Below are 14,084 nucleotides of genomic sequence, written 5' to 3' on the forward strand. Positions count from 1 at the left end.
GGTCGGATCGAGGTCTCGGGTGTACTCGCGGATGGGGCTGGTGTCGGCAACGTTCTGACGTTCGAGTTGGCGGAGGTGGACCAGACGTACCTCGCAAGTTGGATCAGCAGTCTGGACGACATCGAGAGGGCGCACCCGGTGATCGGCATGCCCTAACCCGGACGAGGTCACCGGCAGACGGTATGTCCACTGCGGGGGAAAGACGCACCCAACTGATGCGTGCTTCTGACTGACTCCGGATCAGCGGCGGACCTGCCGCGGCGGCCATCCAAAGTGCGCTATCGAGAAGTCTCAGGTCCTCAGTGTCCAGGGGAAAAGCGCGGCTCCTGCTACTTCCTGCCGCAGCACTGCCAGGGCTCGTGTCACTTCGGGGTTGGTCATCAGACAGGCGTACTGGTGCCAAGTGGCGCTTACCCACCCTCCGCCCCTCCGACAAGCCACCCGGGGTGGAGGGCGTCGACGAGGGCTCCACGCCCTTCTTGGACGTGGTCACGCGGGGACTCGGGCTGCCGGAGCTGAGGGGGACGGGTCAGCGCTTGACGTTCTCAGGGCGGAGGTTGGTCCAGCCGGTCCAGCCGCGCTCCTTGAGCCGACGAAGGATCCGCTGCGCGCCCGGGACTGAGTTCAGGAAGACGGCGTCGAGCAGCGCGGCCAGGTCATCGGGTAGGGCGTCCTGCTCCCAGGCTTCCGGAGGCATTGCCTGGAACTCCGCGGCGAGCCGGTCGGCCACCTCCTCCAGGCGCGGATCCTCGGCGGACCACGCGGTGACCTCGGTGAGATCCCGGTAGAGGTCGCGCACGCGGGGGTCGTCAAGCTCCTGGTTCTTCATCTCCATGTAGAACGGCATCCGCTCCGGCAGCTGCGCGGCCACGAGGATCCAGGCATCGCGCTCGGCCTCGACCATCTTCTCGGGTACGCCGACCTCGCGGAGTCTGCCGAGGTAGGTGACCGCCGCCGGCGGGAGCGCCAGGCTGTCGCCGGCGGCGAGGAGAGCGATCCGCTGCCGATGTTGCTGGCGGTCCTTGATCTCCGCACGCAGGCGATGGTCGATCTCGTGGACCGCGGCCGCGAAGGAGTCGTCGTCGGCTGCCAGCAGTTCCTGCACCCGCGACAGCGGGACTCCTGCCTCGACCAGCGTCCGGATCCGGATCAGCTCGACGACGGCGGCAGCGTCGTACCGCCGGTAGCCGGAGTGGTCGCGCTCCGGCTCCGTCAGCAGCCCTTTGGCGTGATAGTGCCGGACCGCGCGCACCGTCACCCCGGCGTACGTCGCGAGCTGGCTGATGGTCAGCATGCGGTCATTCTGCGCTCGTAGCTGCGCATGGCGAGCACGTAGCCGAGGGCCAGCAGGCCGACACACCAGGCCAGCGCGGTCCAGGCATCGCTCCCCAGGGGCTGCTCGGCGTACAGGTTGCGGAGCGTGTCGACGATCGAGGTCACGGGTTGGTGCTCGGCGAACCAGCGCACCGGCCCGGGCATGCCCTCGGTCGGCACGAACGCGGAGCTGAGGAAGGGCAGGAACAGCAGGGGGTAGGCGAAGCCACCGGCACCGTCCGCCGACTTGGCACTCAGACCCGCGATCACCGCGAGCCAGGTGAGCGCCAGCGTGAAGAGCACCATGATGCCGACGACCGCGCACCAGGCCAGCGGCCCAGCACCGGACCGGAAACCCATCAACAGCGCCACCAGCACGACCAGCACGAGGGAGACCAGGTTCGCCACCAGCGAGGTGAGCACGTGTGCCCACAAGGTCGCGGACCGGGTGATCGGCATCGAGTGGAACCGCTCGAAGACGCCTCCCTGGAGGTCCAGGAAGAGTCGGTACGAGGTGTAGGCGACCCCGGAGGCGACGGTGATCAGCAGGATCCCCGGGAGCAGGTAATCAACGTACGCGCCGTCGTGGTCGCCGGTGTCGATCGCTCCGCCGAAGACGTAGACGAAGAGCAGCAGCATGACCACCGGCGTGATGGCGGTGGTGATGATCGTGTCGGGGCTGCGCAGGATGTGCCGCAGCGACCGCTTGGTCAGGACCGCGATGTCGCGAAGGATCATGACGTGCTCCCGACGATGCTGAGGAAGACTTCTTCCAGGGTGGGCTGCTTCTCGACGTACTCGACCTTCGCCGGAGGCAGCAGGGCCTTGAGCTCGGCCAGCGTGCCGTCGGCGATGATCCGCCCACCGTGCAGGATCGCGATCCGGTCGGCGAGCTGTTCGGCCTCCTCGAGGTACTGCGTGGTCAGCAGGACGGTGGTGCCCTGCCCGGCCAGCTCCCGCACCATCCTCCAGACCTCGAGCCGCGACTGCGGGTCGAGCCCGGCCGTTGGCTCGTCCAGGAAGAGCACCCTCGGGTTTCCGACCAGGCTCATGGCGAGGTCGAGCCGCCGCCGCATCCCGCCCGAGTACGTCGCAACGCGCCGCCGTCCATCCTCCCTGAGGCCGAACCTGGCAAGAAGGCTGTCGGCGATGTCGCGAGGATGGGGCAGGTGCCGCAGCTCCGCGACCAGCTCGATGTTCTCCCTTCCCGTGAGGATCTCGTCGACGGCAGCGAACTGGCCGGTCAGGCTGATCGACTCCCGCACCCGGGCCGCTTCGGTGGCGACGTCGTGGCCATCGACCGAGGCGATGCCGCCGTCCGACCTCAGGAGAGTGGCGAGGATCTTGATGATCGTGGTCTTCCCGGCGCCGTTGGAGCCGAGCAGCGCGTAGATGCTGCCGCTCGGCACGCTCAGGTCGACACCCTTGAGCACGCTGTCGTCGCCGTAGGACTTGATCAGTCCCGAGAGCCGGATGGCTGGGGTGGTGGTCATCCCCGCATCGTGGAGCCCTGACGCTGCGTCAAGGTCAAGAGACTGCTGGCGGATCGTCGCGGACGCCGCCGCGGGCCCAAGCTCGCCGCTTGCGTGGTTGGGTGGCGCCCGGGACGGGTAGGAGGGTGCCCGGACACCACACACGAGGGGGAGAGATCTGATGAATCTGACCAGGAGCCGCGCGCTGGCGCTGAGGACCGCACCGTTGGCCCTGGGGATGGCGCTGGTGCTCGTTGCCGCTCCCGCCCAGGCGTCCTCGACGAGCAAGAAGGACCCGGTGGGAGACCACGTCATGGGCCACTCGACCGCCAACCTCGATCTTGCGAAGGTCTCGATGCGGACCCAGGGCAAGCAGAAGATCCAGATCACCTTAGGGCTGCACAACGACGTCACCGCAGACGACCTCGTCTTCCCCGGCGGGGTGGGCGTCGACTTCACGACCGCGAAGAAGGTGGTGCGCTCCGTGCACCTCTTCTCCCGTGACGGGGTGCTCCAGAGCAACGTCTGCACCTACGACGCCCGGAAGAAGGACGTCCCGATGCCGAGGAACTGCAGCGCGCTGTCGTTCACGCAGGTCGACGCGAAGACCTTCCGGGTCGAGGTGAAGCGGAAGCAGATCCAGAAGGGCGCGAAGGTGCTGAGGTGGAAGGCCTCCGCCTTCGCCTTCACCTCAGGGGCCGTCGACCCGCTCGGGTCGGCCACGAACCCCTTCACCTGGAAGCTCTGAGCCGAATCCCTCACACCTCCAGGTAGTGCTGCTGCTCCGCGTGCCCGCGCGGCTGGTGCGCCAGCTCGCCGGTGTCCTCGTAGGCGTTCTCCGCGTGCAGCGCCGAGTCCAGGCCCTCGCGCTCGTCTGCGTCGGAGACCCGGATCCCGATGGTGCGCTGCAGCACGGTGGCGATGATGAAGGTCATGGTGAACGTCCACGCGCAGGTGGCGAGCAGCGCCAGGGCCTGCTTGCCGAGCAGGTCGATCCCGCCGCCGTACAGCAGGCCGGCCTCGCCGATGGGGGAGTCGGGGTGGCCGAGGAAGCCGATGGCCAGCGCCCCGACGATGCCGCCGACCAGGTGCAGAGCGACCACGTCGAGCGCGTCGTCGTACCCGAGGCGGTGCTTCAGGCTCACCGCGAAGTAGCAGACCACCGCGGCCAGGATGCCGATCGCCAGCGAGCCGATCGGGGAGACCGTGCCGCACGACGGGGTGATGGCGACCAGTGCGGCGATCGCGCCCGAGCAGGCGCCGAGCGTGGTGGCGTGGTCGTCGCGCAGCTTCTCCACCACCAGCCAGGCGCAGGCGCCGGCGCACGCGGCGGCCAGGGTGTTGAAGATGGCGACCGCGGCGTCGTTGTCGGCCGCGCCCAGTGCCGAGCCGTCGAAGCCGAGCCATCCGGTGAGCAGCAGGCCCACGCCCACGATGACCATCGGTAGGTTGTGCGCCTTGGGCTGCACCGGCCAGGTACGCCGCCGCCCGAGCACGATCGCCAGGGCGAGCGCCGCGATGCCGGAGTTGACGTGGATCGGGGTGGACCCGGCGTAGTCGACCGCACCGAGCACGTTGGCCAGCCAGCCGCCGGTGTAGCCCTCGGCGTCGAAGGCGAACGTCCAGTGCGCCACCGGCAGGTAGCACAGCGTCACCCAGATCGCGGCGAACACCATCCAGGCGCCGAACTTCATCCGGTCCGCCGCCGCCCCGGCGACGATGCCGATGGTCAGGCCGGCGAAGCCCAGGTGGATGGTGGCCAGGCCCAGCGGCGGCAGCCCCGCCCCCTCCTCGGCGACCAGCAGCGAGCCCATCCCTGCGTGCTCGAACGGGTTGCCGATGATCCCGGCGCCGCCGACCGAGTCACCGAAGACGACCGAGTAGCCGTAGGCCACCCAGATGAAGGCGGTCAGGGCGAACGACCCGAAGACCATCATCATCATGTTGGTGGTGGTGCGGCGCGAGACCATGCCGCCGTAGAAGAGGACCAGCCCGGGCAGCATCAGGATGACCGCGATGATCGCGGTGAGCAGCCAGGCGGTGTTGCCGGCAGTCGTGGAGTCCATGGCGGTGCGCCTCCGGAGGTCGGGAGTGTGATGCGCACCTGGGATTCGATGCGTTATTGAAAGCGTGGGACTCCCAGTTTTCAATAACGCATCGAATCTGTTTCGGGCCGGTTAAAACTCCCGTTCGAGCGCAGCCAGCGCCCGGGTCTCGACCTCGGCCGCGGACGAGGGGTCCGCGAGCAGCGCCCGCAACGCGGTGGTGGCGGCCAGCCAGGCGGCGACCTCGGGGTCCGCCAGGGCGACGTCTCCCGCGGCGTCCGGGCTCGGCGTCCGGAACCGGTGCTGGATCCCCTCGGTCTGTGCCAGGCATGCGAGCGTGGCGAGTCGGGCATCCGCCGCCACCAGCTCACCGGACTCCATGCCGGCCGCGACCACCGCCTCGATCGCCGCGCGGAGGCGCCCGTAGTCGTCCAGGATCTCCGCGAACGAGTGTGGCTGGGCGGTGGCCACCCGCTCGAGGTCGTAGAAGTCGAGCGCCCCGCGGCACATCTGCAGCACGTCGGTGTAGAGCACGGCGTAGAGCCGGACCGCCGCGGGCGTGGCCCCGCCGGCCAGCCGCTCGGCGACCTCCAGCGACTGCCGGTTGGCGCCGGCGAGGCCGCGCAGCAGGTCCTCCTTGGAACCGAACCAGTAGTAGACCGACGACTGGCCCAGGCCCACCGCGCGAGCGACCTCGGTCATCGTGGTCGCGGCGTACCCCCGCTCGGCGAAGAGTCGGGTGGCGGCGTCCAGGATCTCCTGCCGGGGGTCCCCGCCGGTGGAGCCGTCACGGCGGGGGCGCCCCACGGCACCGCGCCGACTCGACTCGGCACGACCGGGCTCTTCACTCGTGGGGGTCAAGTCAGTGCTCCGCTCGCTGGTCCGGGTCATGTCACCGACCCGCTCGGGATCGGTCGTCGGGGACGACATGCTGCCCCATCCACGGCCTACCCTCGGTCAGGTGACCCCCGACGACGTACGCCGCCTGGCCGGATCCGCACCCGAGCGGTGGGTCGAGCTCGAGCTCGTCCACCGCTCGGAGCACGACCATGTGCACGCCACTCTGCGGCACGGCGAGCTGGACGGCGTACACCTGCCCGGAGGCGGACGCATGCACGAGCGCGGGGCCCCGCCGTCGAGCTGGACGGTCCGGCCGCTCGAGCCTTACGCCACCAACTACCAGTGGTCGGCGATGCTCGACCCCTACGAGCTGACCGCAGGCGTGCAGCTCGAGGACGTGCGCCGCGGCGAGCTCTTCGGGCGGCCGGTGGTGGCGTTCACCGCCCGCGCGGTCGCGGGGTACGACCCGGTCTGCTCCTGCTGCGCCCTGGTCCGCTCGGAGGTGTCCGAGCGGCTTGAGCGGGGAGACGGTTGGGAGCCGATCCCCGGCGAGCTGCCCGATGCGGTGGAGCTGGCCCTCGACCTCGAGGTCGGCATCGTGGTGAGCAGCCGCGAGCGGGGCGGCCTGTGGAGCGGGTGGTTCACCAACGAGATCCTCCGCGCGCATTGACATATCGGGAACGCCGCAGAGTTAACGGGCACGCAACATTTTCGATGCGTCATCGAAACTTCTCTGCGGCAAGATTTCGATAAGTCATTGAAACCACTGCAGGAGGACCCGATGAGCGCCACCGACACCACCAGTGTGACCCCCGCCGAGACCGATGTCGCCGAGGTCCAGGCCCGCCTGGAGGCCGCCGGCGTCCGCTACGCCCTGGCCGGCTTCAGCGACGTGCACGGGCGCCTCAAGGGCAAGGTCGTCCCCATCGCCCACCTGGCCAACATGGCCGGCGGTTCCGAGCTCTTCACCGGCGCGGCCGTGGACGGCGTACCGCAGGAGATCAACGACGAGGAGGTCTCCGCCCAGCCCGACCTGGACCGGGCCTTCGTGCTGCCGTGGAAGAAGGACGTCGCCTACTTCCCCTCCACCCTCTACACCGAGGGCCAGCCCTTCGAGGCCGGCTCCCGGCACATCCTCCAGCGCCAGATCGCCGCCGCCGCCGAGCTCGGCCTGACCTTCAACCTCGGCATCGAGACCGAGTTCTTCGTGCTCAACGACGGCCCGGACGGCCCCACCGAGGTCTCCGACCGCGACACCGCCGAGAAGCCCTGCTACGACCTGACCACAACCCTGGACAACTTCGGCTGGCTCACCGAGCTGGTCGAGGCGATGGACGAGCTCGGCTGGGACGTCTACTCCTTCGACCACGAGGACGCCCGCGGCCAGTTCGAGATCGACTTCATGTACGCCGACGCCCTCACCATGGCCGACCGCGTCGCGTTCTTCCGGCTGATGGCCGGCGAGATCGCCCGCAAGCACGGGCACTTCGCCTCCTTCATGGCCAAGCCGTTCGCCGACCGCACCGGCTCCGGCGCGCACTTCAACATGTCGCTGGCCGACCTGGCCACCGGCACCAACCTGTTCGCCGAGGGCGACGACCCGCACGGGGTCGGCGTCTCCGAGATCGGCTACCACTTCATCGCCGGCATCCTTCGTCACGCCAAGGCGATCAGCGCGGTCATCGCCCCCACCGTCAACAGCTACAAGCGGCTGGTCCGCAAGGGCTCCACGTCCGGCTCCACCTGGGCGCCCGTCTTCGTCAGCTACGGCGACAACAACCGCACCAACATGATCCGCGTCCCCTCCGCCGGGGGCCGCGTGGAGTGCCGCGCCGCCGACATCGGCTGCAACCCCTACCTGGGCGCCGCCATGCTGCTGGCCGCCGGCCTGGAAGGGGTCCGCGAGCACCTCGACCCCGGCGCCCCGCACCGGGAGAACATGTACGACTACTCCGACGCCCAGATCGCCGAGCTCGGCATCGGGATGCTGCCCCGCAACCTCTCCGAGGCGATCGACGAGTTCGAGGCCGACTCGCTGTCCCGCGAGGTCTTCGGGGAGGCGCTCTACAACTCCTTCATCGACCTCAAGCGGGGCGAGTGGGAGTCCTACGCCTCGCACGTCTCGGCGTGGGAGACCGAGCGCTACCTCAAGTTCTTCTGATGGAGCCCGTCTCCACGACGTTCGACCTGGGCAGGTTCGCGCTGGAGTCCGGCGCGAGCCTGCCCGGGCGGCTGGTCTACGCCACCCACGGCACGCTGGCCCCGGACGGCGGCAACGTCGTGCTGGTGCCGTCGTACTACACCGGGACCCACGACAGCTATCTGCCGTGGATCGGTCCCGGGCGGGTGCTCGACACCGACCGCTGGTTCGTGGTGGTGGTCGACATGCTTGGCAACGGCGTCTCCACTTCCCCGTCCAACGCGGACCCCGAGGTGCGCGGGCCGCGCTTCCCGCTGGTCACCGTGCGCGACCAGGTGCGGGCCCAGCGGCTGCTGCTGGACCACCTCGGCGTCCGGCGGCTGCGGCTGGTGATGGGCTGGTCGATGGGCGCGATGCAGGCCTACGAGTGGGCGGTGACCCACCCCGGCGACGTGGACGCGCTGCTGGCGATCTGCGGGGCGGCCCGCTGCTCACCGCACAACCACGTCTTCCTCGAGGGCGCCCGGGCGGCACTCCGGGCCGACCCCGTCTTCGCCGGCGGGGCGTACGACGTACCTCCGGTCGCGGGGCTGCGCGCCTTCGGCACGGTGTACGCCGGGTGGGCCTACTCTCGCGACTTCTTCCACGACGGCGCCCACCGGGCGCTCGGCTACCCCAGCGTGGACGCCGTGCTGGAGGACTGGGCCCGCGACCACGAGGGCCGCGATGCCGGAGACCTGCTGGCCATGATGGACACCTGGCAGTCCGGCGACGTCGGGCGCGGCCGACCCGGCGGCTACCGCGCGGCGCTGGCCTCGATCACCGCCAGGACCATCGTGATGCCCTCGACCACCGACCAGTACTTCACCCTGGCCGACTCCCGGATCGAGGCCGACCTGGTGCCCGGCGCCGAGCTCCGGCCGCTGGTCTCCGAGCTCGGCCACGTGGCGGGGCGCCCGGGGGTGCGGGAGGCGGAGACGGCCGTGGTCGCCAGGGCGGTTCGGGACCTGCTGCACCCCCGATGAGGCGCAGCAGGCCACCACTCGCTCAGGCGATCCGGGTGCCTCGGGGCAGCCGGCGCACCGGGATGGTGAGCCGCCGGACGGCCGCGACCACGCCGAGCGCGCCGAGACCGAGGTTGATGACCAGTCCGAACGGCCACACCGGCAGCCCGGGGTAGTCGTCGTCGACGAGGCCCTCGTCGGACTCGAATTCCCTCGAGGACCAGCACTCGTCGATCGGCTCCTGGGGGCCGGCCTGCGCTGTGCGCACGCCGGCCTTGATGACCGAGAAGAGGTCCTCGTCCTGACCCCCGGGCGCCGCGTCCGCCACCACGACGTACGGATTGGCGGCCAGCAGCCACCAGGTGGCCTCGGTGTGGGCGACCGGGCGCTCCGCGACGACCTCGACGCAGTCGGACCTGGGGATCGGCTTGCTCCAGTCGTGCTTGGGGCCGAAGTGCGGATCCTGCAGCACCCGCACGTCCTCGTACTCGGTCACCAACGGGTAGGACAGCCCGAACACGAACAGGGTGCCGAGGCACAGGAACGCGGTGGTCAGGTACGTCATCACCGCCGAGGTCACAGAGCGGGCGGAGACCGCCGACCACCCCAGCGCGATCGCGCAGAGGATGAGCAGCATCAGCGCCATCATCACGATCGTGACCAGCAGCCGGGCCAGGCTGGTGCCGCCGGGCAGCATGGCCAGCACCAGGAACGGCACGGCGGTGCCGAGGAAGGCCAGCGAGGTGAGCCAGCCGGCGAGCAGCTTGCCGATCGCGATCTCGGCCGGGGACAGCAGGGTCATCTGCAGCGGTGCGAGCGTGCCGGCGGCGCGGTCGCCGTTGACGCTGGTCGAGGTGAGCGCCGGAGCCACCAGCAGGCCGAGGCTCAGCACGACACCGACCACCGCCCCGTAGAGGAAGCCCCCCGACTCGTCGTCGAACCCGGAGACGGCCATCACCAGCACCGACAGTGCGCCGATGGTGAGGAAGAACAGCGTCAACATCAGCCGCCAGCGGCTCGAGCGCACCCGTTGGCGCAGGTCCAGCGACATCACCGTGCGCACGCCGGGCCACGACATGGCCCACCTGCCCCGCTCGTCCTGGGGGACGGAGACCGGCGTGGCCGGTGGCGCTGGCGGGGTGGTGCCCGCAGGGGTCTGGATGCTCATCGCCGCTCGCTCTCGAGTCCGAGGTAGACCTGCTCCAGGGCGCCGGAGGCGGGAGCCTGCGACACCATCGGGACGCCGTCCCGGACCAGGTCTCGCAGCAGGGCGGCGGCTGCCTCCGGCGTGGGGAGCTCGACCAGCACGTGGTCGGGACGCACCGCCGCGGGGTCGGCCACCTCGGCCACCCCGTGGTCGCGCAACCAGGTGCGCAGGTGGTCGGGGTCCAGGGCCACCAGCTGCCAACGGCGCGTCGAGAGGGTCATCTCCGCCACGGTCCGGGCGTCCACCGTGCGTCCGCGGGAGACGAACACCGCGCCGTCGGCGAGGTCGTCGAGCTCGGACAGCACGTGGCTGGAGACCAGCACCGCCTTGCCCTGGGCGGCCAGACGGCGCAGCAGCACGCGCAGGTCCACGCGGGAGCGCGGGTCCAGCCCGGAGGCCGGCTCGTCGAGCAGCAGCACCTGGGGGTCGTGCACCAGAGCACGGGCCAGGCCGAGCCGCTGCTTCTGGCCGCGCGAGAGCACGCGGGCGGGGGAGTCGGCGAGCTCGGTCAGGTGCACCTCGTCCAGCAGCTCCGCGGCTCGGGCGCGCCCCTGCGCGGCGGGAATCCGGTAGGCGTCCGCGAAGGTGGTGAGCACCTCGCGGCAGGTGAGGGTCTCCCACTGACCCAGCACGTCCGGCATCCACCCCACCGCGGCCCGGGCCGCACTCGACCGGGTGACCGGGTCGGCACCCGCCACGGTGATGGTGCCGGAGTCCGGCGCCAGCAGTCCGGCCAGCATCAGCATCAGGGTCGTCTTGCCCGACCCGTTGGGGCCGACCAGCGCGGTGACCTGGCCCGGAGGGACGCGCAGGTCCATCCGGTCCACGGCCACCACGAGATCGAAGGTGCGCCGGACGCCCCGTACGACGACGCCGAGGTCGTCCGCGCCGTCAGGGTCCGGCGGTGGTCCGTCGACGGCGAGGTCGCCTGGGCTGCTGGAGGTCATGGGGGGAACCTAGGGGGTGCGGAGCCTCCGTGTCCCCCGCCGAGGCCCCGGCACGTGAACGTGTCGGGGCCCCGGGCGTTGTCGGTCAGCGGCCGAAGGCCTGGAACTCCGTCGCCCGCACGTTGAGGTCCTGGTCGCTGCCCGCCGAGCAGTCGCTCACGGCGCGCGGGTCCTTGTCCTGCTCACCGGCGTAGTCCGGCCCGCCGGTGCACTGGTTGGTGACGACCTGGAGCCACAGGTGGGTCGCCTTGGTGCGCCGGATGTCGAACGACCGGATGAGCAGGTCCGGAGCCCGCGGCCTGGGGGCCGTGGCCGGGAACGCGTCCTCCGGGCTGAGGAACACCCGGGTGAACTCGTCCTGCTCGTCACAGTCGACCCCGCGGGCGATGGAGCACGACCAGACCTCGAACTGGCGCAGGGCCGAGTAGCGGCTCTGGCTGGGCTCGGCCGGGCTCCCGTCGGGGTTGGTGCGGGCCGGCCGCAGGTGCGTGCTGACCTGCACCCGTCGCACGTCCTGGCGCTTGGTGCCGGCCAGGTCGACGACGACGTGCTGCTCCGCGACCGGGGCGCCGAGGGCGGCCCACTGGGTGCCCTCCTCGTCGTCGACGAGGTTGACCAGGTCGGTGCCCGTGCCCTCGACCTCCGCGCCGTTGGCGGCGGACGCCAGGTTGGTGTCCATCCGCGGTGCGAGGGTCTTCCCCCGGCCGGCGGACAGCGCCGTCAGCCGGATGCGGGCGTGGCCGTGGCCCGGGGCGCGGGCCACGAACTCGTAGTTGCCGGGCACCATCTCCACCCGGTTGGGCAGCGCCGTGGTCGGGTCGGTGTCAGCCACCGGCACGGCCCGCGCCTGGTAGCGGCCGACGTACAGCTGCGCCTCACGCACCAGGCGACCCCGCTCGTCGCGCGGCGCGAAGGTGAGCGTCGACTCGCTGGCGTACGCCGACCGGAAGCTCGGCGTCGGGTCCGCGTCGGCGTAGCCGGCGCTGGCGGCACCCTCACCGAGGCCCCGGCGGGCGAAGGCGTTCCAGAGGAGGTCCTGGTTGGCGCCGTTGAAGCGGAGCAGGTCCGCGGCCAGGAGCGCGTTGCGGGAGTCGACCTGGCTGACCTGGCTGTTGGCCATCAGCAGGTAGGAGTCGAAGACCAGCTGCATCCAGCGCCGGTTGCCCGGGCATCCGGTGACCGGCGTCTGCCCGTTGGCGCACGACTTGTTCAGCGCCGCGTCCCCGGCGCCGTACCGGCCGATGAAGGCCTGCCGGATGTCGAAGTTGGTCACGGTCCAGATCTCGCCGTCGGCGTGCACCTGCGGCCCCGTGACGTCGTAGCCGATGTCGCTGTAGTTGAGCGGGCTGCGGCTCATGTTGTAGTTGCGGATGCCTGCCACGGCGTCACCGGTGGTGTACTGGCCGATCGTGAAAGCCTGGAGGCCCGACGGGGCGTAGCCGTGCTCGTTCAGGTACTCCATGGCCATCTGGTCGCTCCAGCTCTCGCTCATGCCCTGCGGAGAGCTGACGCCGCCGTTGGGGCCGGCGATCATCCGGTTGGTGATCGCGTGGCCGTACTCGTGGCCGATGACGCTCATGTCGTAGTCACCATCGACGCACGGGGCGTAGAAGGAGCCGGCGATCGGCTGCCACATGTACATGTTGGTGATGGGCGCCTGGCCGTCGGGCGGGGTGAACTGGTTGGCGTTGTTGCGCGCGGCGAAGGTGGGCGGACCACCCGTGATCGCGCCGGCCTGGGCGTTGCCCTGCTCGTAGTCGTTGCCGAGGCCGCCCCTGCCGAGGTTGTCCTGCTGCATGTTCCAGGTGCTCTCGACGAAGCCGAGGTGGTAGGACCAGTCATGCATGCGGTTGTGCATGGCGAAGAGGTTCGCCCGGGCGGCGTCGAGGTCGACGTTCGCGGGGGAGCCGAACGTCTCGGGGTTGCACCCCTCCTCGTACCACTGGTTGGTCCACGGGTAGGCGTACTCCCGGGTCGGCGACGGGGTCGCCGTCTCGGTGCCGACGGTGCGCGAGCTGTTGCTGTTGCGGTTCTCGACCGCGATGGCGTTGTTGCCCAGCGTGGTGAACGTCGGCTGGTTGGTCGTCGGGTCGACGTCCCACGGCAGCGAAGCGCTCGTGCCGACCGCCTCCTCGCAGCCCACCAGCGGAGTCCAGCACCACGTCGAACGAGTGTCGCGGGAGGAGTAGTCCACCGGCGGGCTGCTCGGGAACACCTCCCACTCGGGGTTGTCGGCGTCGTGGTCGACGAGGTCCTCGCGGACCAGCACCTCGCCCGAGCGGGCGTCGACATAGCTGGCGAAGCCGGCGGCCTCGTCGTCCTCGGAGCGGAGCACCACCTGGAAGGCGGCGCGGGCCGCGGCGCCCGGGACCGGCACGGCGACCTCGGTCGTCTCGAGCACGACGGGCTTGGCGATGCCGGCGTCGCGGGCGGCGAGCCGCTCGGCGTCGGCCACCGTCAGGGTGGCTGGCGCGGGCGCCGCAGCGTCGCGCGCCAGCGATGAGCTGACGTAGAGCACGGTGCCGTTGCGCACGCCCACGGACGCGATGCCGTCGACGCCGGCGGGGAGGTCGCCGAACTGCTGGCGCACGACCACCACGGCGGCGTCCTTGCCGAGAGGCCGGCTGGTGAGCACCTCGACCGACGCGGCGCCCCGAGCGGTGAGGCCCAGGACGTCGCGGGACCCGGAGAGGAACTCCAGTGCGGCGGCCTCGGAGTCGGCGGGCAGCCCTGCGGCGAGGGGTGCGTCGGTGGCCATCAGTACGGCCGGTGTGCCGAGTTTGTTCCACCGGGCCGTGGCGTCGAGGTCGTCGACCGCGGACCGCTGCTTCGCGGTCGGCGCGGCCCGGCCGTCGCGGACGTCCTTGTCGCGAGAGGCGGAGCCCTCGCCCTGGAACCCGGCGCCGCCCCCGCCTGGTGGACCCGCTGGTGGTGAGCCGGCCGGAGAGGCCGACGAGGCGAACGGTGTGAGAGCTGCTGCGAGGGAGAGCGTCACGAAGGCGGCGCCGACTCCTCCTACCCGAGAATTGAGGTGCATCGGTGGATCCCTTCCGGCGACCGGAGCCGCCGTGTCCGAGAGAACGTGCGGAACCTCGTTGTACCCCGCCCCCGTACG

The 14,084-nt window shown here is 70.8% G+C and carries 12 protein-coding genes; 4 read left to right on the top strand and 8 right to left on the bottom strand.

The window, feature by feature from the left end; translation table 11 throughout:
• Positions 1-529 precede the first annotated feature (529 nt).
• Genes C5H89_RS09900 through C5H89_RS09910 form a run of 3 tightly spaced genes read right to left on the bottom strand, consistent with a single transcriptional unit; the run spans position 530 to position 2,807 of the window.
• Entirely contained in the window at positions 530-1,294 is a 765-nt protein-coding gene (locus C5H89_RS09900) for a MerR family transcriptional regulator (protein WP_104106882.1), read from the bottom strand.
• Positions 1,288-2,052, bottom strand: coding sequence for an ABC transporter permease (locus C5H89_RS09905; RefSeq protein ID WP_104106883.1), 765 nt, complete (start codon positions 2,050-2,052; stop codon positions 1,288-1,290). Before C5H89_RS09905 ends, C5H89_RS09900 begins: the two co-directional genes overlap by 7 nt.
• Positions 2,049-2,807 (bottom strand): ATP-binding cassette domain-containing protein, encoded by a 759-nt coding sequence (locus tag C5H89_RS09910; RefSeq protein ID WP_104106884.1) that lies wholly within the window; start codon positions 2,805-2,807, stop codon positions 2,049-2,051. Before C5H89_RS09910 ends, C5H89_RS09905 begins: the two co-directional genes overlap by 4 nt.
• A 160-nt stretch (positions 2,808-2,967) precedes the next feature.
• On the opposite strand from C5H89_RS09910, the gene C5H89_RS09915 reads away from it, so the two are divergent.
• Complete coding sequence (locus C5H89_RS09915) at positions 2,968-3,534, top strand: hypothetical protein (protein WP_162799318.1); 567 nt, start codon at positions 2,968-2,970, stop codon at positions 3,532-3,534.
• Between the two features lie 10 nt (positions 3,535-3,544).
• On the opposite strand, the gene C5H89_RS09920 is transcribed toward C5H89_RS09915, so the two are convergent.
• Together C5H89_RS09920 and C5H89_RS09925 are read right to left on the bottom strand one after the other, a co-directional pair.
• The gene (locus tag C5H89_RS09920; protein WP_104106886.1) at positions 3,545-4,852 is read right to left on the bottom strand and encodes an ammonium transporter; all 1,308 of its coding nucleotides are present in this window, start codon (positions 4,850-4,852) and stop codon (positions 3,545-3,547) included.
• A gap of 111 nt (positions 4,853-4,963) precedes the next feature.
• A complete protein-coding gene (locus C5H89_RS09925; RefSeq protein WP_205304971.1) occupies positions 4,964-5,761 on the bottom strand; it encodes a TetR/AcrR family transcriptional regulator in 798 nt (265 codons plus the stop codon).
• A 31-nt stretch (positions 5,762-5,792) separates the two neighbouring features.
• On the opposite strand from C5H89_RS09925, the gene C5H89_RS09930 reads away from it, so the two are divergent.
• From C5H89_RS09930 to C5H89_RS09940, 3 genes are all read left to right on the top strand, one after another.
• The gene (locus tag C5H89_RS09930) at positions 5,793-6,341 is read left to right on the top strand and encodes a hypothetical protein (RefSeq protein ID WP_104106887.1); all 549 of its coding nucleotides are present in this window, start codon (positions 5,793-5,795) and stop codon (positions 6,339-6,341) included.
• A gap of 111 nt (positions 6,342-6,452) precedes the next feature.
• Positions 6,453-7,832: a type III glutamate--ammonia ligase gene (gene glnT, locus C5H89_RS09935; RefSeq protein WP_104106888.1), complete on the top strand. Its 1,380-nt coding sequence runs from the start codon at positions 6,453-6,455 to the stop codon at positions 7,830-7,832.
• Positions 7,832-8,836, top strand: coding sequence for an alpha/beta fold hydrolase (locus C5H89_RS09940; RefSeq protein ID WP_104106889.1), 1,005 nt, complete (start codon positions 7,832-7,834; stop codon positions 8,834-8,836). Before glnT ends, C5H89_RS09940 begins: the two co-directional genes overlap by 1 nt.
• 22 nt (positions 8,837-8,858) lie before the next feature.
• Here C5H89_RS09940 and C5H89_RS09945 read toward each other — a convergent pair whose 3' ends face one another.
• The 3 genes from C5H89_RS09945 to C5H89_RS09955 all read right to left on the bottom strand — a co-directional run bounded on the left by C5H89_RS09945 (position 8,859) and on the right by C5H89_RS09955 (position 14,006).
• Positions 8,859-9,983: an ABC transporter permease gene (locus C5H89_RS09945; RefSeq protein ID WP_205304972.1), complete on the bottom strand. Its 1,125-nt coding sequence runs from the start codon at positions 9,981-9,983 to the stop codon at positions 8,859-8,861.
• Positions 9,980-10,969: an ABC transporter ATP-binding protein gene (locus C5H89_RS09950; protein ID WP_104106891.1), complete on the bottom strand. Its 990-nt coding sequence runs from the start codon at positions 10,967-10,969 to the stop codon at positions 9,980-9,982. The genes C5H89_RS09945 and C5H89_RS09950 overlap by 4 nt, the downstream gene beginning before the upstream one ends.
• Before the next feature lie 85 nt (positions 10,970-11,054).
• On the bottom strand, positions 11,055-14,006 hold the full coding sequence (locus C5H89_RS09955) for a M36 family metallopeptidase (protein WP_104106892.1): 2,952 nt from the start codon (positions 14,004-14,006) through the stop codon (positions 11,055-11,057).
• Positions 14,007-14,084 lie beyond the last annotated feature (78 nt).

The sequence above is a fragment of the Nocardioides sp. 616 genome (genome assembly GCF_002930065.1).
Lineage (GTDB): Bacteria > Actinomycetota > Actinomycetes > Propionibacteriales > Nocardioidaceae > Nocardioides > Nocardioides houyundeii.

Excerpts from the sequence above, each read along its gene's own strand:
- C5H89_RS09900 (WP_104106882.1), bottom strand. The coding sequence starts at position 1,294 with ATGCTGACCATCAGCCAGCTCGCGACGTACGCCGGGGTGACGGTGCGC.
- C5H89_RS09905 (WP_104106883.1), bottom strand. The coding sequence starts at position 2,052 with ATGATCCTTCGCGACATCGCGGTCCTGACCAAGCGGTCGCTGCGGCAC.
- C5H89_RS09910 (WP_104106884.1), bottom strand. The coding sequence starts at position 2,807 with ATGACCACCACCCCAGCCATCCGGCTCTCGGGACTGATCAAGTCCTAC.
- C5H89_RS09915 (WP_162799318.1), top strand. The coding sequence starts at position 2,968 with ATGAATCTGACCAGGAGCCGCGCGCTGGCGCTGAGGACCGCACCGTTG.
- C5H89_RS09920 (WP_104106886.1), bottom strand. The coding sequence starts at position 4,852 with ATGGACTCCACGACTGCCGGCAACACCGCCTGGCTGCTCACCGCGATC.
- C5H89_RS09925 (WP_205304971.1), bottom strand. The coding sequence starts at position 5,761 with ATGTCGTCCCCGACGACCGATCCCGAGCGGGTCGGTGACATGACCCGG.
- glnT (WP_104106888.1), top strand. The coding sequence starts at position 6,453 with ATGAGCGCCACCGACACCACCAGTGTGACCCCCGCCGAGACCGATGTC.
- C5H89_RS09940 (WP_104106889.1), top strand. The coding sequence starts at position 7,832 with ATGGAGCCCGTCTCCACGACGTTCGACCTGGGCAGGTTCGCGCTGGAG.
- C5H89_RS09945 (WP_205304972.1), bottom strand. The coding sequence starts at position 9,983 with ATGAGCATCCAGACCCCTGCGGGCACCACCCCGCCAGCGCCACCGGCC.
- C5H89_RS09950 (WP_104106891.1), bottom strand. The coding sequence starts at position 10,969 with ATGACCTCCAGCAGCCCAGGCGACCTCGCCGTCGACGGACCACCGCCG.
- C5H89_RS09955 (WP_104106892.1), bottom strand. The coding sequence starts at position 14,006 with ATGCACCTCAATTCTCGGGTAGGAGGAGTCGGCGCCGCCTTCGTGACG.